This window comes from Amycolatopsis sp. NPDC051045 (assembly GCF_040682955.1).
In the GTDB taxonomy this organism is placed as follows: domain Bacteria; phylum Actinomycetota; class Actinomycetes; order Mycobacteriales; family Pseudonocardiaceae; genus Amycolatopsis.
In genome coordinates this window covers 166,971-184,050 of sequence record NZ_JBFBCC010000001.1, presented here as the reverse complement: position 1 = coordinate 184,050, position 17,080 = coordinate 166,971, and the positions used below count along the sequence as shown (strand labels likewise).

The window sequence follows — 17,080 nt, the reverse complement described above, 5'->3', positions numbered from 1 at the left end:
TCCGCTGGTCCGCCGGTCAATGGGCCGAACGGAGCAGTGCGCGGGATCGTTGATCGCCGGGCCGGGGGCAAACCCGCAGCTCACGGCGAGGTTAGGAGCTGGTCTGAACCAATTCACAGACTTTCGTAGGAATGTGGTTTTGGTCCGGACCACTGCGCCCGCTGGTCCGCCGGATCAGGCCTCGGTACCGGCCGCCGAGTCCAGGCCGCGGCGGTAGGCCTCGACGGCCTCGTCGAGCTGACCACGTTGTCGGAGCACGTCACCGAGCCGCAGGGCCGTCGAAACCGCCGCGCCGTGCAGCGACGCCCCCGTCTGGATGTCCGCGGCCTCGCGCAACAGCCGGGTCGCCGGCTCGAGGTCGCCCTGGGCCTGGGCGATCTGCCCCAGCAGGCTCGTCGCCTCGCCGAGTGCTTCGACGTCGCGGGACAACAGGTCCCGGACCCCGGCGACGAGCGAAGCCGCCTCCTCGGGTGCCCCCTGCCGGAGCCGGACCTCGGCCAGCTCGAGCGTCGCCCCGGCGACGCCTTCCTCCGCGCCGATCGCCGCGAGCTGATCGCGCGCCGCCGTCAGCTCCGCGCGGGCCTCGTCCAGCCGGCCCAGCCGTCGCAGCAGGTACCCGCGGGCCCAGCGGCAGCGGGCCGCGTCCCGGTCGAACCCCACCGACGCGAACAGCCGGCACGCCTCGGTGAGGTCGTGGTCCGCCCGGTCCGCGCGGCCGATCGCCTGCCACACCTGCGACGCCTGCCGGTGGAACCGCGCGACGAAGTCCGGCCGCGACGCCGCGCGCGCCAGCCGGCGGCCGTCCTCGGCCGCGCGGCGGGCCCGGTGCAGGCCGCCCATCTCCACCAGCGGGTGAATCAACGTCGTGAGCAGGCACAACTCCGCGTCCGGGTCGGACGGCCGCGCCGCCAGCTCGTCCTCGACCCGCGCGATCGCCGTGCCCGCGTCGCCGCTCAGGTAGCGGCAGCCGGACCAGCGGTGCACGATCATCGCCCGCAGCCACGGCGGCGCCGCGTCGGCCAGTTCCTCCGCGTGCTCCAGCGCTCGCTGCGCCGCCGAAACGTCGAAGAGCTGCCACTTCACCTCGGCCTGGCAGAACCGCGCGTAGCACTCGACGTCGTCGAGGTGGTAGCCCGCCGCCTGCTTGCCCACCGCGGCGAACCGCTCTTCCGCCGCGGCGACCCGGCCCTGCGCCAGGTCGCGGTAACCCTCGTCCAGCGCGGCGCGCAGCTCGTCGGCGACGCCGGGTGGACGGCCGAACCGCAGCTCGTCGACGGTCAGGCCGAGCCGCTGCGCCAGGTAGGCCAGCATCTCCTCCGACGGCGGGCGGCTGCCGGTCTCGACCTTCGCCAGGAAGCCCCGGTCGTAGCCCGGTTCGGCCAGCTCGCGCTGGGTCCAGCCGCGGCCGGTGCGCAGCCGCCGGATCCGCGCGCCGAGCGGTTCGGCGGGTGCGCTGGTCATCTCCCCACGGTAGGTCATCGGCGGGAGTGCCGCGGAAACGGACATATTGACGCCTCCGGCCGCACCGGGATAGCGTTCTCCGCTAAATAGGAAACTTTCCTAACAAAGCGGCGGCCGATCATGCGCCTGCTTCCCCTCGCGACGGCGGCCGTGCTCGCCGTGCCCCTCGCCGCGACGCCGGCCGAGGCCGCCACCGCGCCGGCCGCCGTGCGGGTCGATCAGGTCGGCTACGCGCTGGGCGAGGCGAAGCACGCGTACCTGCTCGGCGGCGCGCAAGGGACGGTCACCGTCCTCGACGAGCGCGGCCGCACGGTCCGCGAGGGCCGCACCGGCGCGAGCCTCGGCGTCTGGAACGCGCGCTACCCCGCGGTGTTCGACCTCAATCTGTCCACTTTGGATAGATCGGGCACCTACCGGATCAAGGCGGCGGGCGCGACGTCGCCGCCATTCCGGATCGACACCGCGCGGCGCCTGTTCCGCCCGCTCGTGCGCGCCACCACCGAGTTCTTCCAGGCCCAGCGCGACGGCCACGACGTCGTCCCCGGCCGGCTCGACCGCAAGCCATCGCACCTCGCCGACCGGCTACGCGGAACCGGAGTTCGAAGGCGAAGGCGACCACGACGTCTGGCGCAACCCGCAGGACGACGACGTCCTCGACGTCAAGCCCGGCGATCCCGCCTACTTCGTCAAGCACCGGCCGGTGTTCCCCGCGGCCCCGGCGGGCGCGCCGCTGTCCCCGAACCTCGCCGGCCGCGTCGCGGCCGCGTTCGCGCTCGGCGCCCAGGTGCAGGCCCACCGCGACCCGCGGCTCGCCCGGCACTACCTCGCCGAGGCGGCGGCCGTGTTCGCACAGGCCAGGACGGCGGACGTCGGCGAGCGCGTCAGCGCGTTCCCGCACGCCTACTACCCGGAGTCCAGCTGGGAGGACGACCTGGAACTGGGCGCGACGCAGCTCGCACTGGCCGCCCGCGAACTGGGAGACCCGCGCGCCGACGGCTGGGCCCGCGACGCGGCGAAGTGGGCGAAGGCCTACATCGGCAGCGGCGACACCAGCACGTTGAACCTCTACGACACCAGCGCGCTCGCCCACGCCGATCTGGCCGGCCTGCTGCGCACCGGCGTCCCGGGCGCGGCGCTCGGCGTCCGCGAACTGGCCGCGGACCTGCGGCGTCAGCTGGATTCCGGCGTCGAATCGGCGAAGACGAGTCCATTCCGGACGGCGGTGGACGTCACCGGCTTCGATGCCGCGAGCAAGAGCTTCGGCTTCGCCGCGACGGCACGGCTCTACCAGCGCGTCACCGGCGACACCCGCTACGCCGCCTTCGGCGCCCGGCAACGGAACTTCACCCTCGGCGCCAACGCCTGGGGCGTGTCGCTGGTGGTCGGCGTCGGCACGACGTTCCCGCAGTGCCCGCACCACCAGGCCGCGAACCTCGCCGGACCTTCGAAAGTGCTCTACGGCGCGGTCGTGAACGGACCCAACGGTGCCGGCAACTTCGAAGACCTGCCCTTCCCGGCGGCCGCCAAGGAATGCACCCGTCCGGATGAATCCTTCGACGGGCGGGGAAGCCGCTACGCCGACGACCTGAGTTCATGGCCCAGCAACGAGCCGGCCATCGACTTCACCTCCACGGCGCTTCTCGCATTCTCGCTGGCGGTCAAGTCGTAGCATGGCCGGGTGAGCGAACAGTCTGAATTCCCCGACGGCCAGTACCCCGAGCGCCCGGTCGAGCGTCAAAAGGGCCCCGTGGTGCTCCGCGGCGACCGCCGTGACCAGGGCAGCACGACCGACCAGCGGCTGCTCGACTCGCGCGGGCCCAGCGACTGGGTGCACACCGATCCCTGGCGGGTACTGCGGATCCAGGCCGAGTTCGTCGAGGGCTTCGGCGCGCTCGCCGAGGTCCCGCGCGCGGTCACGGTGTTCGGCTCGGCGCGCACCAAGCGCGACCACCCGGAGTACGAGCTCGGCCGCAAGATCGGCGGCGCGCTGGCCAACGCGGGGTTCGCCGTGATGACCGGCGGTGGGCCGGGCGCGATGGAGGCGGTCAACCGCGGTGCGGCCGAGGCCGGCGGCTTCTCCGTGGGGCTGGGCATCGAGCTGCCGTTCGAGCAGGGCCTGAACCCGTGGGTCGACCTGGGCGTCAACTTCCGGTACTTCTTCGCCCGCAAGACGATGTTCATCAAGTATTCGCAGGCCTTCATCTGCCTGCCCGGCGGTTTCGGCACGCTCGACGAGCTGTTCGAGGCCCTGACGCTGGTGCAGACCAAGAAGGTCACGAAGTTCCCGGTGGTGCTGTTCGGCAGCGACTACTGGGGCGGGCTGTACGACTGGATCGCCAAGACCGTGCTGGCCGAGGGCAAGGTCAGCCCGCACGACCTGGACCTGCTGCACGTCACCGACGACATCGACGACGCCGTCCGCGTCGTGCAGGATTCGTACCAGGCCTGGGAGGACACCCACTGATGCGCCGGATCTGTGTCTTCTGCGGGTCCTCGATGGGCTTCTCGCCGCGCTACGCCGAGCAGGCGGCCGCGCTCGGGAAGCTGCTGGCCCAGCGCGGCATCGGCCTCGTCTACGGCGGCGCGAGCGTCGGCACGATGGGCGTGGTCGCCGACGCGGCCCTGGCCGCGGGCGGCGAGGTGATCGGCGTGATCCCGGAGGCGCTTTCGAGCGTCGAGATCGCGCACGCCGGGCTGACCGAGCTCCACGTCGTCGTGGACATGCACGAGCGCAAGGCCAAGATGGCGGCGCTGTCCGACGGCTTCCTCGCTCTCCCCGGCGGCGCGGGCACGCTGGAAGAGCTGTTCGAGGTCTGGACGTGGGCGCAACTCGGCCTGCACGGCAAGCCGATCGGGCTGGTCGACGTCGACGGGTACTACGCGCCGCTGATGACCTTCGCCGACCACATGGTGACCGAAGGGTTCGTCAAGCCGGACTACCGGGCCCTGCTCCTCACCGACCCCGACCCCGCGGTCCTGCTCGACCGGTTCGAGACCTACGATCCGCCGGCCCCGCCGAAGTGGGCCAAGGAGCCACCGGGTATCTAGGCGACCGGGTTCCCGGCCGCGACCGCGGTGCTCGCCCGGACGAAGGCGGCCACGGCCCGCGACCGCGTCCGGTCCGGCCAGGCCAGCAGGACCGAAGTTCTCGGCGCGTCGAGCACCGGCACGTACACGACGTCCGGCCGCGCGTGGCGCCGGGCCGACTCCGGGACCACCGCGACGACCTGGCCCAGCGCCACCAGCTGCAGCAGCTGGCCGGGATCGCGCACCTCGGGCCCGCGCACATCGCTGCCGGGCCAGCGGGGGAACGGCTCGCCGTCGAGGTCGGCGAGCACCAGCGCTGCCCGGCCGGCCAGCCGGTGGCCGCGGGGGAGCACCGCCACCTGGTCCTGTTCCAGCAGCAGCTCGGTGTCGAACCCCGAGAGGTCGTCGTGCGGCGCGTGCAGGAACGCCAGGTCGACGCGGCCGTCGCGCAGCATCCGGGCCTGCTCGTCGATCCCGCACACGACGATCTCGACCTCGACGGCGTCGGGGTCCTGCCGGTAGCCGGGCAGGACCCGCTCGAGCAGGCCCGCGTCACCGTCGGTTTTCATCGCCACCAGCAGCCGCGGCACCTCCTGCCCCGCCCGCTGCGCGCGGTGCACCGCCGCCTCGACCGCGTCGAGGGCTTTACGGCTCTCCGCAAGGAAAACCGCGCCCGCCGGCGTCAGGGTCACGCCGCGGCTCGTGCGCTCCAGCAGCGTGACGCCCATGCGCCGTTCGAGCTGCTGGATCGCGCGGGACAGCGGGGGCTGCGCCATGCCGAGCCGCTGCGCCGCGCGGCCGAAGTGCAGTTCTTCGGCGACGGCGACGAAATACGCGAGCTCCCGCGTCTCCATACCGCCAGAGTATCGGCCGATGCGGCATCGGTGTTGGCCCGCGTGGCCGCCCTGCTGGTGTGCTGGAGCCATGGACGAAATCACTTTGGTCACCGGCGCGAACAAGGGCATCGGCCGCGAAATCGCCGCCCGGCTCGCCGCACTCGGGCACACCGTCGTCGTCGGCGCCCGCAGCGCCGAACTCGGCGAGAAGGCCGCCGCGGAACTGGGCGCCGATTCGGTGGTCCTCGACGTGACGGACCCGGCTTCGGCCGCCGCGGCCGCGGACACCATCGAAGCCCGCTACGGCCGGCTCGACGTCTTGGTCAACAACGCGGCCATCAGCCGCCCGCCGGGTACGGACCTGTCGCACCAGCGCCCCAGCGCCGCTGACCTCGGCACCCTGCGCGCGATCTTCGAGACGAACTTCTTCGGCGTCATCACGGTCACGAACGCCCTGCTGCCACTGCTGCGCCGCTCGGCCGCGCCGCGCATCGTCAACGTCTCCAGCAGCGGATCGTCGCTGACGCGCAACGCCGACCCGGCCACCGAGCTGCCCATTTCGGCGGGCTACACCCCGTCGAAGACCGCGCTGACCGCCTTGACCCTGCAGTACGCCAGGGAGCTGCGTCCCGACGGGATCCTCGTCAACGCCGTCTGCCCGGGTTACTGCGCCACGGACCTGAACGACCATTCCGGGTACCGCACGCCGGCCCAGGGCGCGGTGTCGGCGGTCCGCATGGCGACGATCCCCGCGGACGGCCCGACCGGCACCTTCGTCGACGACGAAGGCCCGGTGCCCTGGTGACGGCCTAAACCGCCGGGGCGGCCCGCGCGTGGAGACGGCGACAACCCGCTCGCCGAAGGGGAGGAACCCACCATGGTCCACTCGAGCAAACGCGCGCTCCGGCGGGTGGCGGCCGTCGTGCTGGCCCCCCTGGCCGCCTTGGCGCTGGCCGCGGCGCCCGCCTCGGCCGCGACCAGCGGATATTCGTCGGTCAGCTCCTGGGAAGACTGCCCGGCGGGGTGGTTCTGCGCCTGGGAGAAGGCCGACGCCACCGGGCACTGGGCCCGCTTCCAGGACGGCTCGTCCGACCTGACCAAGGCGATCAACGGCTACGTGTTCAACGACAAGTTCCAGTACGCGTACAACCGCACGAACAACCTGTGGCGCCTCTACGAGAACATCGAGTACAACATCGACCGCCCGGGACGCACGCTGACCATCTCGCGCAATTGGCGGGGGCCGCTGGCCCCGAAGTACAGCTTCGCGGGCCTCACCAGCTCCCTGATCTGGCTCGCCAACTAGGCGACGCCTTCGCTGGGCCGCTTGTGGTAGGTGTCCACGTACTCCTGGCCCGAGATCTCCAGGATCTGGTACATGACCTCGTCGGTGACCGACCGGCGGATCGCCGGCGAGTAGTCCTGGCCCTCGTAGCGGGAGAAGTCGAGAGGCTTGCCGAATGTGATGGCGATCTTCGCCGGACGCGGGATGCGCTTGCCCGCGGGCTGGAGGTTCTCGGTGCCGGTCAGCGCGACCGGCACCACCTTCGCGCCGGTCGCCAGGGCCAGCGCCGCGACGCCCGTGTGGCCGCGGTGCAGCCGGCCGTCCAGGGAGCGGGTGCCCTCCGGGTAGATCGCGAAGACGCCGCCCGCGTCGAGCACCTTGCGGGCCGCCTCCAGTGCGGCGAGCCCGGCCTGGGCGTTGCCGCGCTCGACCGGGACGTACCCCAAGCCGCCGAGCAAGCCGGCCAGTGCCTTGCCCTTGAGGCTCTTGCCGACGAAGTACTCCGCCTTGCCGAGGAACTTGACCTGCCGCGGCGTCGTGAACGTGATCACGCCGGTGTCGAGGGCGGCGCGGTGGTTGGCCGCCAAGAGCACCGGGCCCGTGGCGGGCACGTTCTCCACACCCCGCACATCGGGCCGGTACACCGCCCTGGCCAGCGGGCCCAGCACGAACCGGACAAGCAGCGCGATCAAGTGGTCCTCCTCCTCGGGTGCGGTGACACCAGCATGGCACGATCGTTACTCGTGAGTTGGTTCGAGCGGCGTACGTGGCAGGAGCCCGGGTGGACGCCCGAGGACATCCTGGCCGCGAAGGGTGACCGGACGGTTTCGGTCGTGCTACCGGCCCTGGACGAAGAGCGGACCGTGGGTGATGTCGTCGCGTCGGTGCGGCCGCTGGTCGGTTCGGTCGTCGACGAGCTCGTCGTCATGGACTCGGGTTCCACGGACGCCACCGCCGAAACCGCCGAAGCCGCGGGCGCGCGCGTGGTCCGCCGCGAAGACGTCCTGCCGGAACTGCCGCCGGTGCCCGGCAAGGGCGAGGTGCTGTGGCGCTCGCTGGCCGCGACCAGCGGCGACCTCGTCGTGTTCCTCGATGCGGACCTGGTCGACCCGGACCCGGCGTTCGTGCCGTCGCTGCTCGGGCCACTGGTCTGCGCCCCGGGCGTGCACCTGGTCAAGGGCTTCTACCGCCGTCCGCTGCGGCTGGAGAGCAGCGGCGGCGGCCGCGTCACCGAGCTGCTCGCGCGGCCGGTGCTCTCGGCGCTGCGCCCCACGCTCGGCGGGCTGGTCCAGCCCCTCGGCGGCGAGTACGCGGGCACGCGCGAGTTCCTCGAATCGGTGCCGTTCGCCGCCGGGTACGGTGTCGAGATCGGGCTGCTGCTCGACGCCGAGGCGCGCTACGGCCTCGACGGGCTCGCCCAGGTCAACCTCGGGGTCCGCAAGCACCGGAACCGGTCGCTGCCGCAGCTGGGCGTGATGTCCCGGCAGATCCTCGGCACGGCCCTGGACCGCTGCGGCGTCGCGGCAGCCGACGCGCCGTTCACCCAGTTCGTGCAGGTCGACGAGGAGTGGCTGCCGGACGTCACGAACGTCCGGGTCGCCGATCGGCCCCCGATGCGGGAAGTGCTCGCCCGTCCTCGAGGGTGAGGATCTCGTCGAAGCCGCCGAGGTGCTCGGGGCGGTGGGTAACGAGGACGACGGTGCCCTTCGCCTTCGCCAGGACGCGCTCGAGGACGGCGTCGCCGTGGGCCGGGTCGAGGCCTTCGACGGGCTCGTCGAGCACGAGGACCTTCGGTGCCGCCAGGACGGCGCGGGCGAGGATCAGCCGCTGCCGCTGGCCACCGGACAGGGCCTCGCCGTCCGGGCCGGTGTCGCGGCCGAGGTCCAGGTCGAACCCGGCGGTCTCGCAGGCTTCCCGCAGCTCTTCGTCGCTCGCGTCCGGCTTCGCGAGCAGGAGGTTCTCGCGGACGGTCGTGTGGAAGACGTGGGCGTCGGCCTCGGCGCCCGAGATGATCCGCGAGAGGTCCGCGTACTCACCGAGCGGACGGCCGTCGAGGGTCACGCGGCCCGTCGCCGGGACTTCGGTGCCGAGGAGCAGGCGAAGCAGGGTGGTCTTGCCGGCGCCGCTGGGGCCCAGGATGCCGACGCGCTTGCCGGGCGGCAGATCGAGGTCGATGCCGCGCAGCGCGGGGGCGCGGCCGGGATGCCGGACGGTGGCCTGCCGGATCCGGAAGTGCCCGGTCCGGGCGGTGCGCCGGCCCGGACCGGGCGCGGGCGTGGCGAGCACAGCCTTGACACGGCCGGCGGACGCGCGGATCTCCGGAACGCGCCGGGCGGCGCCGATGAGCGGGAGGACGACCTCGAACGTCGTCATGGCGGCCAGGGCCAGCGCTGCGGTCCAGGGCACCGAGGCGTGGGCGAGCACGGCGACGGCGATCGTGGTGAGCAGCTGGACGAGCGTGCCGGCGGCGGTGAGCACGGCGGTGCGGGCCGAAGTCTGCCGTTCGCGCCGCGCGAGGTCGTCGACGATCTCGGTGGCGCGGGCGCGGTGCTCGTCCAGTGCGCCCGCCGCGGCGAGTTCCCGGTGGCCGGTCACGAGTTCGACGGCCCGTTCGGCCAGCTCGGCGCGCTTCGGGGCATGGTCACGGGCGGCGGCCCGGCTGATGCGGACGACCAGCGCCGGAAGGGCCACGCCCGCGACGAGCAACCCGCCGCCGAGCGCGAGGGCGGCCGGCCCGGAAGCGACGGCGGTGACGGCGACGGCGGCGGCCCCGACGAGCCCGGCGGTTCCGGCGGGCAGCAGCCACCGCAGGACGGCGTCCTGCAGAGCGTCCACATCGGACACGAGCCGGGTGACGAGGTCCCCGCCGGAGTACCGCGAGCCGGGCACGAGGGCCTGGTAGACCCGGGTGCGCAGGGTGCCGAGCCACCGCAGGACCACTTCGTGCCCGGCGAGCCGTTCGGCGTACCGGAGCCCGCCGCGGAGCAGGGCGAGGGTCCGGACGGCGACGATGGCGACGGTCAGGGCCCCGAGCGGAGGCCGTTCGGCGGCGCGCAGGAGCAGCCAGGCGGCGGTGGCCATCAGGGCGAGCGCGGCGAGTTCGGCGCCGGCGCCGAGGAGGGCGGCGCGGAGGAGGCGAAGGGTGTCCCTGGCGGACACGGCCCAGAGGTTCACGCGGCCACCTCCGTGCCCACCCGGCCGCCGCGTAGCTCCACCACTCGCTCCGCCAGCCCGATCATCGCCGGGCGGTGGGCGACCAGCACCGCCGTACGCCCGGGCAGCAGCCGCCGGGTCGCCGACAGCACCGCCGTCTCCGTGCGGGAGTCGAGCCGCGCCGTGGGTTCGTCGAGCAGCACCAGGCCGGCCGCGGTCCGGGCCAAGGCCCGCGCCAAACCGACCCGCTGCCGCTGACCCGCCGACAACACCTCGCCCAGCTCGCCCAGCGGAGTGGCGAACCCGTCGGGCAACCCCGCGGCCACGGAGTCCAGCGAAGCCGCCTTGGCCGCGGCCGGAACGTCCGCGGCGGGGAGACCGAGCGCGATGTTCGACGCCAGCGATCCGCGGAACAACGTCGGACGCTGCGGGACCCATGCCACCTCGGCCAGCCAATCCGCGGGAGCCAAGGAGCGCAGGTCCACGCCGTCCACCAGAACCCGCCCCGAAGAAGGCGTCACGAACCCGAGCAGAACGGCCAGCAGCGTGCTCTTCCCCGATCCGCTCGGCCCCACCAAGGCGATCCGCGAGCCGGCGGGCACCGACAAGTCCACTTCGGACAGCGCAGGAACCTTGTCGTGGAAAACCGAAACCCGCTCGAAGAGCACCGAAGGCGCACCCCGCCGTCGAGTGAAAGTGCCCGAACGGAAGGAAACCGCCGGAACGGCGAGCGCCTCCCGCAACGCCGTCAGCCCCTCCGCTGCCGCGTGGAACTTCGCGCCCGCCGCCCGGAGCGGCAGGTAAGCCTCCGGTGCCAGGACCAGGATCAGCAGCGCTGTCCGCGCGTCCAGGCCACCGGCCAGCAACCGGAAGCCGATCGGCACCGCCACCAGCGCCACGGACATCGTCGCCACCAGTTCCAGCACCAGCGCCGACAGGAACGCCACCCGCAGCGTCTTGACGGTCGCGTCGGCATGGGCGGAAGCCATCGAACGGACCGTCGTGGCCTGCTCCGCCGCCCGGCCGAACACCCTCAGCGTGCCGAGCCCGCGCACGACGTCGAGGAAGTGCCCGCCCAGCTTCGTCAGCAACTGCCACTGGACGGACGCCCGGGTGTGCTTCCCGACCAGGATCGCGAACACCGGGATGAGCGGCAGCGTCGCGGTGACGACGAGCGCCGACGTCAGGTCCGTCGTGAACAGCCGCACGATGACCGCGACCGGCACCACCACCGACACGACCAGCGACGGCAGGTAGCCGGTCAGGTAGCTGTCGGTGGCGTCGACACCGCGAGTGATCTGCGTCGCGACGACGCCCGCGCGGTTCGAAGAAGAGCCGAGCAACCGCCGGCGCAGGCCGCCGCGCACCGAGGCCGCGAACCGTCCACTGAGGACACCGTGCCCCCACGAAAGCACCACCCGCGCCGCGATGGCCACGACCAGGAACAGCGAAACACCGCCGCCGGTCAGCAGCGTGGCGAGACCTTCGGCTTGGAGGAGTACCGACAACGCGGTCAGCACCCCGAGCAAGCTCAACGCGAGGAGGTACCGCCGGAGTCCGGGCAGAGCAGGCACGACGTCCCCCTAGAAGTGCAGCAGCGAACGCTGGTCGAGCGGACGGCGGTGCGCGCGCCAGGTCAGCCACTGCACCACCAGCAGCACCAGCACCGCGGGCGGCGCGAACCAGGCCAGCACCGCGAACGTCTCCGGAGCCGTCGCCGCCTGGCCGACGCTCAGCGCGTAGTGCGAAGACACCAGCACGGCCGGGAACCGCAGCGTGCCGGCGAGCAGTGCCGGGCACGCCGAGAGCACCATCGAACCGACGAGCGCGACCCGGTACCGCTTCGCGGAAAGCCCGAGCCAGGTGACGGCGAGGGCGGCGAAGGCCAGTGCGGCCACGCCCGTTCCGAGTGCGGTGACGCCGTCGAGCGCGAAGGCGCCCCACGCCGTGGCGATCACGAGGAAAGCGAGCACGGGGGCGGTGAAGGCCCGGGCCAGCCGCGCCGCGCGGCCGGTCAGCTCGGCCGGCGCCCGCACGGCCAGGAACGCCGCACCCTGGAGGCAGAACAGCGCGACGAACCCGAGCCCCCACAGCACCGCGTACGGGCCGAACAAGGCGAGGGCGTCCCCGGACGGCGAGCCGTCGGCGTCCAGGGGCAGCCCGAGCACCAGGTTGCCGAGGAACAGGCCCCACGACAGCGCCGTCACCAGCGCGCCGCCGACGATGCCCGCCGTCCAGGCACCGCGCCGCGCGTCCGGGCGGCGGCTGCGCAGCTGCATCGACGCCGTGAACGTCACCAGGCCGAGCAGCAGCGTCACGACCAGGACGTACGCCCCGGCGAACACCTTGTCCTCCAGGTGCGGGAAGGCGCCGAACAGCAGGCCGACGGCCGCCACCAGCCACACCTCGTTGGCCAGGAAGAACGGCCCGAGCGCGCCGAGGGTCTGCCGTCGCCGCCGCTCGCCGGCTTCGAACCCGGGCAGGAGCATGCCGACGCCGTAGTCGTACCCCGCCAGCGCGAAGTACCCGCAGGTCAGCAGGCCCAGTACGCCCCACCAGAAGGTCGCCATGGTCAGACTCCGCTCAGGACGAGCAGCTCGGCGGGCTCTTCGACCGGGTCCGGGCCGCGCTTGGCGACGCGCGCCATGAGCACCCAGTCGGCCACCGCGAGCGCGGCGAACAGCAGCGAGAAAGCGATGAAGGAGAACAGGATCTGGCCGGCGGGGACGTCGGCGATCGCGTCGGCGGTGCGCAGCTTGCCCCAGACCAGCCACGGCTGCCGGCCGAGCTCGCGCACCAGCCAGCCGAGGATCGCGGCCACGAACGGCAGCGGGATCGCCGCGACCATCAGGTAGTGCAGGAACCGGGCCTTCGTGACCCAGTTCCGGATCAGCAGCAGCGCACCCAGCAGGGCGCAGAGGAGCATGACGAACCCGAGGACGATCATCAGGCCCAGCGGCAGCCCGACACCGCCGTCCTCGAGCTTGTCCGGCTGGTACTTCGCCAGCTCCCCGAACTGCGCGAAGCCCTGGTTGACGACGAAGACCGCGCCGATCAGCGACGCCACCACGCCGATCCGCATCGACCGGCGGAAGAACTCGACCTCGCCGGTGCGCTTGAGGAAGTGCCAGGCGCTGACGCCGACCACGAAGAACCCGCCGGTCAGGATGGCCGCGCCGACGACGTGCGGCAGCGACGCGGCCAGGGCCGGGTTGGTGAACAGTGCGCCGAAGTCGTCGAGGCGCAGCGTGCCGCCTTCGAGCCGGCTGCCGACCGGGTTCTGCAGGAACGAGTTCGCCAGCATGATGAACAGCGCCGACGCGTAGGCGGTCAGCGTGACCAGCCAGATCAGCGCCAGGTGCAGCCACCGGTTCATCCGCCCGAAGCCGAAGATCCACAGGCCGAGGAAGGTCGATTCCAGGAAGAACGCGACCAGCGTCTCGATGGCCAGCGGCGCGCCGAAGACGTCGCCGGCGAAGGCGGAGAGCCCGGTCCAGGTCAGCCCGAACTGGAACTCCATCACGATGCCGGTGACGATGCCCAGCGCGTAGTTGATCACGTACAGCCGGCCCCAGAAGCGGGTCATCCGCAGCAGTTCGGGCCGGCCGCCGACCGTCGCGCGCGTCTGCATCACGGCCACCAAGGTGACCAGCCCCAAGGTGAGCAGCACGAACAGGAAGTGGAACGAGGTCGTCGTCGCGAACTGGAGTCTCGCGATCGGAAGAGCGTTCATGTAGGCAGCCTACACATAGACTGGCTACATGTAGCGAGCCGACGTGTAGACTGCGTACTCATGAAGGCGGACACCCTGCGCGGACACCTCGACGCGTTGCTGCTGGCCGTGCTCGACGGCCGGAAACTCCACGGCTACGCGATCATCGAGGCGCTCCAGCTGCGCAGCGACGGCGCACTCGACCTGCCGACCGGCACCGTGTACCCGGCGCTGCGCCGCCTCGAGCGGGCCGGCTGGCTGGCCAGCGAATGGGACGTCGTGTCCGGCCGCAAGCGCCGCACCTACCGCCTCACCCGCTCCGGCGAGCAGGCCCTGGCCGCCGAACGCACCGAGTGGCGGCAGTTCACCACGGTCATCGGGGGAGTGCTGGGCGCATGATCGACGAGTACCTGGGGGACCTCGACCGGCGGCTGCGCGGCTGCGGCCGGTTCAAGGCCGATCTGCTGGCCGAGGCTCGCGACGGCCTCACCGACGCCGCCGACGCCTACCGGGCGGGCGGCTGGAGCGACGAGGACGCCGAGCGCCGCGCGGTCGCCGACTTCGGGCCGGCGGCCGTCGTCGCCCGCGACTACCAGGCCGAGCTCGGCATGCTCAGCGGCGTCCGGACGCTGTGGAAGCTCGTCCTCGGCGTCCCGGCGATGCAGATCGCCTGGGACTACGCGCGGATCCTCACCTTCGGCGAGTGGACGAAGCTGCCGACGCCGACCCCGGAGTGGTACAAGGTGGTCGCGCACGCCACCCACGGCGCGGTGTTCCTCGTGCCGGTGATCGGGGTGCTCGCCCTGCTCGGCATCCGCTGGCTGAGCCGCCGCCTCGACGGCACCGGGCTCGCCCGGTTCTGCGGGATCCTCATCGCGCTCGCGGTCGGCGTCAACCTCGCCTCCGTCGGTCTGCTGATCGGCGCGACCGGCGTCGTCGATGTCTCCCGGCTGTTCCTCAGCGTCCCCTGCGCGTTGCTGATGATCGCCTGGGTGCTGCTTTCGCTCCGGCTCGTCGTGCTCGCGAGACGATCCTGGGGTGGGTATGCCACGATCGTCGCGTGACGACCGCGCTGATCTACCTCGTAGTCATGCTGCTGGTGGCGGCCGTGGTGTTCCTGCTCGCCGCCGTCGTGTTCGGCCGGGGTGAGGAGCTCGCCCCGTTGCCGCCGGGCAGCTCGCCCACGCGGCTGCCCGCCGAGGACATCACCGGCGAGGACCTGCAGGACGTCCGCTTCCAGCTGGTGCTGCGCGGCTACAAGATGTCCGAAGTGGACTGGGTGCTGCGGCGGCTCGGCGTCGAGCTGGACGAGCTGCGCGCCCGCGTCGCCGAGCTGGAGCAGCGCGAGCGCGAGCGGGAGACCTCACCCGAGAGTGCCCCGTGACGGATCTGGTGCTCTCGGTCGACGTCCGCGCCCCGGCCGGGACGACCTGGCTCGCGCTGACCGACTGGACCCGCCAGTGCGAGTGGATGCTCGGTACCGAGGTCGAAGTGGTCGAGGGCAACGGCCGCAGTGTCGGGTCGCGGCTGTCGGCGTTCACCGGCGTGGCCGGTATCGGCTTCACCGACACCATGGAGATCACCAGCTGGGAACCGCCGGTGCGGTGCGGGGTCCGGCACCTCGGCCGCTTCGTGCAGGGAACCGGCGTGTTCCAGGTGGTCCCGAAGGGGGCGGCGCGCTCGACGTTCGTCTGGGCCGAGCACCTGCGGCTGCCGTTCGGGCCGCTGGGCAGGCTCGGCTGGCCGGTGGTGCGGCCGGCGTTCGCGCTGGGGGTGCGCCAGTCGCTGCGGCGGTTCGCGCGGTTCGCGGAGAACTATTCGGTGGGTGGGTTCGGGGGCCCGGATGAGTGAGCTGATCGGCGCCGACGGCGTCGCGCGGTGCAGCTGGGGCAATGCGACCCCGGACTACGCCGACTACCACGACCAGGAGTGGGGCACGCCGCTCCACGGGCAGGACGAGCTGTACGAGCGGCTGTGCCTCGAGTCGTTCCAGTCGGGGCTGTCGTGGATCACGATCCTGCGCAAGCGCGAGGGTTTCCGGAAGGCGTTCAAGCAGTTCGAGCCGGCGAAGGTGGCGAAGTTCGGCGACGCCGACGTCGAACGGCTCATGCAGGACGCGTCGATCGTGCGGAACCGGGCGAAGATCCTGGCCGCGATCAAGAACGCGCGGGCGATCGCGGACTTGGCCGAGCCGCTGGACGACCTGCTGTGGTCGTTCGCGCCGGCGTCCCACCGGCGTCCGGAGACGATGGCCGACGTCCCGGCCATCACGGACGAGTCCAAGGCGATGGCGAAGGAGCTGAAGAAGCGCGGCTTCGTCTTCCTCGGCCCGACGACGTGCTACGCGCTGATGCAGGCCACCGGCATGGTCGACGACCACGTCCGGGGCTGCTTCCGGGCGGCTTGAGCCCGGAAGCGGCCCCGGCGGCTACTTGCCCTGGAAGTCCGGCTTGCGCTTGCCGACGAAGGCCTCGACGGCCTCGCTGTGGTCGGCGGTCGCGCCGAGCGCGGTCTGGGCGGCGTCCTCGGCTTCGAGCGCCTCGTCGAACGTCGACTGCGCGGCCAGGTTGAGCACGCCCTTGATCTTCGCGTAGGCGACGGTCGGCCCGGCCGCGAGCTTCGCCGCCACCTTCTGGGCGCGGGCGGCGAGTTCCTCGTCCGGCACGACCTCGCCGACCAGGCCGAGCCGCAGCGCCTCGGCGGCATCGACGGTCCGCGCCAGCAGCATCAGCTCGGCGGCGCGGCCGTAGCCGACCAGCCGCTGCAGCGTCCAGGACGCGCCCGAATCCGGGCCCAGCCCGACGTTGGCGAACGCCATCAGGAACGACGACGACTCGGCGGCGATCCGCAGGTCGCTGGCGTAGGCGAAGGCGGCCCCCGCCCCGGCGGCGGTGCCGTTGACCGCCGCGATGACGGGCTTCGGCATGGCCACGATCGTCTTGACGATCGGGTTGTAGTGCTCCTTCACGGTGTGTAGCGGGGCGGGGTCACCCGCCTGCAGCAGTCCCACGTGCTCCTTGAGGTCCTGGCCGGCGCAGAACGCCTTGCCCGAACCGGTCAGCACGACGGCGCGGACTCCCTTGTCGTCCGCCGCCTCGCGCAGTGCCGCGAGCAGTGCTTCCTTCAGCTCGACGGTCAGCGAGTTGTACGCCTGGGGCCGGTTGAGGGTGAGGGTGCGCACCCCGTCGGCGTCGGCGATCAACAGGACGTCGGATGTGGTCACGTCTTCTCCTTGCGCGGAAAACTTCGGTCGGCCGAGAGTCTTTCACCTCGCGCGGGCCGCATACCAGCACCGATACGACGCCAAAAGATCGGTCCGCTGATGCGCCCGGCCGCTGATGAGGGACAATGGACAGCAGACCCGGCTGGCTTTCACGCGAGCGCGACCCGGGCGCGCCGGTTGAGACGGAGGGAGCACGCTATGGCGGCCATGAAGCCCCGGACCGGAGATGGTCCCCTCGAAGTGACTAAGGAGGGGCGGGGCCTCGTGATGCGCGTACCGCTCGAAGGTGGTGGGCGACTCGTCGTCGAACTCTCCGCGGAAGAAGCGAAGGACCTCGGCGCCGCACTGGCGGAGGTCACCGGCTGAACCGGCTCCCTCGAACC

Annotated in this window: 20 protein-coding genes and 1 pseudogene; 13 read left to right on the top strand and 8 right to left on the bottom strand. The window is 72.3% G+C overall.

From position 1 onward, the window contains the following. Positions 1–174 precede the first annotated feature (174 nt). On the bottom strand, positions 175–1,461 hold the full coding sequence (locus AB0M80_RS00860; protein WP_364556990.1) for a helix-turn-helix domain-containing protein: 1,287 nt from the start codon (positions 1,459–1,461) through the stop codon (positions 175–177). Positions 1,462–1,581: 120 nt separating this feature from the next. Here AB0M80_RS00860 and AB0M80_RS00855 point away from each other — a divergent pair. The 4 genes and pseudogenes from AB0M80_RS00855 to AB0M80_RS00840 all read left to right on the top strand — a co-directional run. Then, positions 1,582–1,842, top strand: a pseudogene (locus AB0M80_RS00855) (cellulase N-terminal Ig-like domain-containing protein); the annotation flags it as partial. A gap of 1 nt (position 1,843) precedes the next feature. Then, positions 1,844–3,130: a glycoside hydrolase family 9 protein gene (locus tag AB0M80_RS00850; protein WP_364558513.1), complete on the top strand. Its 1,287-nt coding sequence runs from the start codon at positions 1,844–1,846 to the stop codon at positions 3,128–3,130. A 9-nt stretch (positions 3,131–3,139) separates the two neighbouring features. Continuing rightward, a complete protein-coding gene (locus tag AB0M80_RS00845) occupies positions 3,140–3,925 on the top strand; it encodes a TIGR00730 family Rossman fold protein (protein ID WP_364556988.1) in 786 nt (261 codons plus the stop codon). Further along, positions 3,925–4,509, top strand: a complete 585-nt coding sequence (locus AB0M80_RS00840) for a TIGR00730 family Rossman fold protein (RefSeq protein WP_364556986.1) — start codon at positions 3,925–3,927, stop codon at positions 4,507–4,509. The genes AB0M80_RS00845 and AB0M80_RS00840 overlap by 1 nt, the downstream gene beginning before the upstream one ends. Here the strand turns inward: AB0M80_RS00840 and AB0M80_RS00835 are convergent. After that, positions 4,506–5,342 (bottom strand): LysR substrate-binding domain-containing protein, encoded by an 837-nt coding sequence (locus tag AB0M80_RS00835; protein WP_364556983.1) that lies wholly within the window; start codon positions 5,340–5,342, stop codon positions 4,506–4,508. The genes AB0M80_RS00840 and AB0M80_RS00835 overlap by 4 nt on opposite strands. Before the next feature lie 70 nt (positions 5,343–5,412). Here AB0M80_RS00835 and AB0M80_RS00830 point away from each other — a divergent pair, with 70 nt between their 5' ends. Next, positions 5,413–6,129, top strand: coding sequence for an SDR family oxidoreductase (locus tag AB0M80_RS00830; protein ID WP_364556980.1), 717 nt, complete (start codon positions 5,413–5,415; stop codon positions 6,127–6,129). A gap of 72 nt (positions 6,130–6,201) precedes the next feature. Then, positions 6,202–6,630, top strand: a complete 429-nt coding sequence (locus AB0M80_RS00825) for a peptidase inhibitor family I36 protein (protein ID WP_364556977.1) — start codon at positions 6,202–6,204, stop codon at positions 6,628–6,630. Here AB0M80_RS00825 and AB0M80_RS00820 read toward each other — a convergent pair. Continuing rightward, positions 6,627–7,301, bottom strand: coding sequence for a lysophospholipid acyltransferase family protein (locus AB0M80_RS00820; protein WP_364556974.1), 675 nt, complete (start codon positions 7,299–7,301; stop codon positions 6,627–6,629). The genes AB0M80_RS00825 and AB0M80_RS00820 overlap by 4 nt on opposite strands. Before the next feature lie 51 nt (positions 7,302–7,352). Here AB0M80_RS00820 and AB0M80_RS00815 point away from each other — a divergent pair, with 51 nt between their 5' ends. After that, complete coding sequence (locus AB0M80_RS00815) at positions 7,353–8,255, top strand: glucosyl-3-phosphoglycerate synthase (protein WP_364556971.1); 903 nt, start codon at positions 7,353–7,355, stop codon at positions 8,253–8,255. Here the strand turns inward: AB0M80_RS00815 and cydC are convergent. The 4 genes from cydC to AB0M80_RS00795 are packed head-to-tail and all read right to left on the bottom strand — an operon-like array spanning position 8,191 to position 13,495. Continuing rightward, positions 8,191–9,783, bottom strand: coding sequence for a thiol reductant ABC exporter subunit CydC (gene cydC / locus AB0M80_RS00810; protein ID WP_364556968.1), 1,593 nt, complete (start codon positions 9,781–9,783; stop codon positions 8,191–8,193). The genes AB0M80_RS00815 and cydC overlap by 65 nt on opposite strands. After that, positions 9,780–11,336: a thiol reductant ABC exporter subunit CydD gene (cydD, locus tag AB0M80_RS00805; protein WP_364556965.1), complete on the bottom strand. Its 1,557-nt coding sequence runs from the start codon at positions 11,334–11,336 to the stop codon at positions 9,780–9,782. The genes cydC and cydD overlap by 4 nt, the downstream gene beginning before the upstream one ends. 9 nt (positions 11,337–11,345) lie before the next feature. Further along, entirely contained in the window at positions 11,346–12,332 is a 987-nt protein-coding gene (locus AB0M80_RS00800; protein WP_364556962.1) for a cytochrome d ubiquinol oxidase subunit II, read from the bottom strand. Between the two features lie 2 nt (positions 12,333–12,334). Next, a complete protein-coding gene (locus AB0M80_RS00795; RefSeq protein ID WP_364556959.1) occupies positions 12,335–13,495 on the bottom strand; it encodes a cytochrome ubiquinol oxidase subunit I in 1,161 nt (386 codons plus the stop codon). 60 nt (positions 13,496–13,555) lie between these two features. On the opposite strand from AB0M80_RS00795, the gene AB0M80_RS00790 reads away from it, so the two are divergent. From AB0M80_RS00790 to AB0M80_RS00770, 5 genes are read left to right on the top strand one after another with little or no spacing between them, the layout of a single operon-like run. After that, positions 13,556–13,873 carry a helix-turn-helix transcriptional regulator gene (locus AB0M80_RS00790; RefSeq protein ID WP_364556956.1) on the top strand — a complete coding sequence of 106 codons (318 nt, stop codon included), beginning with the start codon at positions 13,556–13,558 and terminating at the stop codon, positions 13,871–13,873. Continuing rightward, complete coding sequence (locus AB0M80_RS00785; RefSeq protein WP_364556953.1) at positions 13,870–14,538, top strand: permease prefix domain 1-containing protein; 669 nt, start codon at positions 13,870–13,872, stop codon at positions 14,536–14,538. The genes AB0M80_RS00790 and AB0M80_RS00785 overlap by 4 nt, the downstream gene beginning before the upstream one ends. Further along, entirely contained in the window at positions 14,535–14,858 is a 324-nt protein-coding gene (locus AB0M80_RS00780; protein ID WP_364556950.1) for a DivIVA domain-containing protein, read from the top strand. Before AB0M80_RS00785 ends, AB0M80_RS00780 begins: the two co-directional genes overlap by 4 nt. Next, on the top strand, positions 14,855–15,325 hold the full coding sequence (locus AB0M80_RS00775) for an SRPBCC family protein (protein ID WP_364556948.1): 471 nt from the start codon (positions 14,855–14,857) through the stop codon (positions 15,323–15,325). Before AB0M80_RS00780 ends, AB0M80_RS00775 begins: the two co-directional genes overlap by 4 nt. Then, the gene (locus AB0M80_RS00770) at positions 15,318–15,881 is read left to right on the top strand and encodes a DNA-3-methyladenine glycosylase I (RefSeq protein ID WP_364556945.1); all 564 of its coding nucleotides are present in this window, start codon (positions 15,318–15,320) and stop codon (positions 15,879–15,881) included. Before AB0M80_RS00775 ends, AB0M80_RS00770 begins: the two co-directional genes overlap by 8 nt. 21 nt (positions 15,882–15,902) lie before the next feature. Here AB0M80_RS00770 and AB0M80_RS00765 read toward each other — a convergent pair whose 3' ends face one another. Next, the gene (locus AB0M80_RS00765; RefSeq protein ID WP_364556942.1) at positions 15,903–16,697 is read right to left on the bottom strand and encodes an enoyl-CoA hydratase-related protein; all 795 of its coding nucleotides are present in this window, start codon (positions 16,695–16,697) and stop codon (positions 15,903–15,905) included. A 198-nt stretch (positions 16,698–16,895) separates the two neighbouring features. On the opposite strand from AB0M80_RS00765, the gene AB0M80_RS00760 reads away from it, so the two are divergent. Then, complete coding sequence (locus AB0M80_RS00760; protein WP_013222969.1) at positions 16,896–17,063, top strand: DUF3117 domain-containing protein; 168 nt, start codon at positions 16,896–16,898, stop codon at positions 17,061–17,063. Positions 17,064–17,080: the final 17 nt, after the last annotated feature.

What these genes read in the sequence shown, in the direction of transcription:
- AB0M80_RS00860 (WP_364556990.1), bottom strand. Translation starts at nt 1,461, where the DNA reads ATGACCAGCGCACCCGCCGAACCGCTCGGCGCGCGGATCCGGCGGCTG.
- AB0M80_RS00840 (WP_364556986.1), top strand. Translation starts at nt 3,925, where the DNA reads ATGCGCCGGATCTGTGTCTTCTGCGGGTCCTCGATGGGCTTCTCGCCG.
- AB0M80_RS00835 (WP_364556983.1), bottom strand. Translation starts at nt 5,342, where the DNA reads ATGGAGACGCGGGAGCTCGCGTATTTCGTCGCCGTCGCCGAAGAACTG.
- AB0M80_RS00830 (WP_364556980.1), top strand. Translation starts at nt 5,413, where the DNA reads ATGGACGAAATCACTTTGGTCACCGGCGCGAACAAGGGCATCGGCCGC.
- AB0M80_RS00825 (WP_364556977.1), top strand. Translation starts at nt 6,202, where the DNA reads ATGGTCCACTCGAGCAAACGCGCGCTCCGGCGGGTGGCGGCCGTCGTG.
- AB0M80_RS00800 (WP_364556962.1), bottom strand. Translation starts at nt 12,332, where the DNA reads ATGGCGACCTTCTGGTGGGGCGTACTGGGCCTGCTGACCTGCGGGTAC.
- AB0M80_RS00795 (WP_364556959.1), bottom strand. Translation starts at nt 13,495, where the DNA reads ATGAACGCTCTTCCGATCGCGAGACTCCAGTTCGCGACGACGACCTCG.
- AB0M80_RS00790 (WP_364556956.1), top strand. Translation starts at nt 13,556, where the DNA reads ATGAAGGCGGACACCCTGCGCGGACACCTCGACGCGTTGCTGCTGGCC.
- AB0M80_RS00785 (WP_364556953.1), top strand. Translation starts at nt 13,870, where the DNA reads ATGATCGACGAGTACCTGGGGGACCTCGACCGGCGGCTGCGCGGCTGC.
- AB0M80_RS00770 (WP_364556945.1), top strand. Translation starts at nt 15,318, where the DNA reads ATGAGTGAGCTGATCGGCGCCGACGGCGTCGCGCGGTGCAGCTGGGGC.
- AB0M80_RS00760 (WP_013222969.1), top strand. Translation starts at nt 16,896, where the DNA reads ATGGCGGCCATGAAGCCCCGGACCGGAGATGGTCCCCTCGAAGTGACT.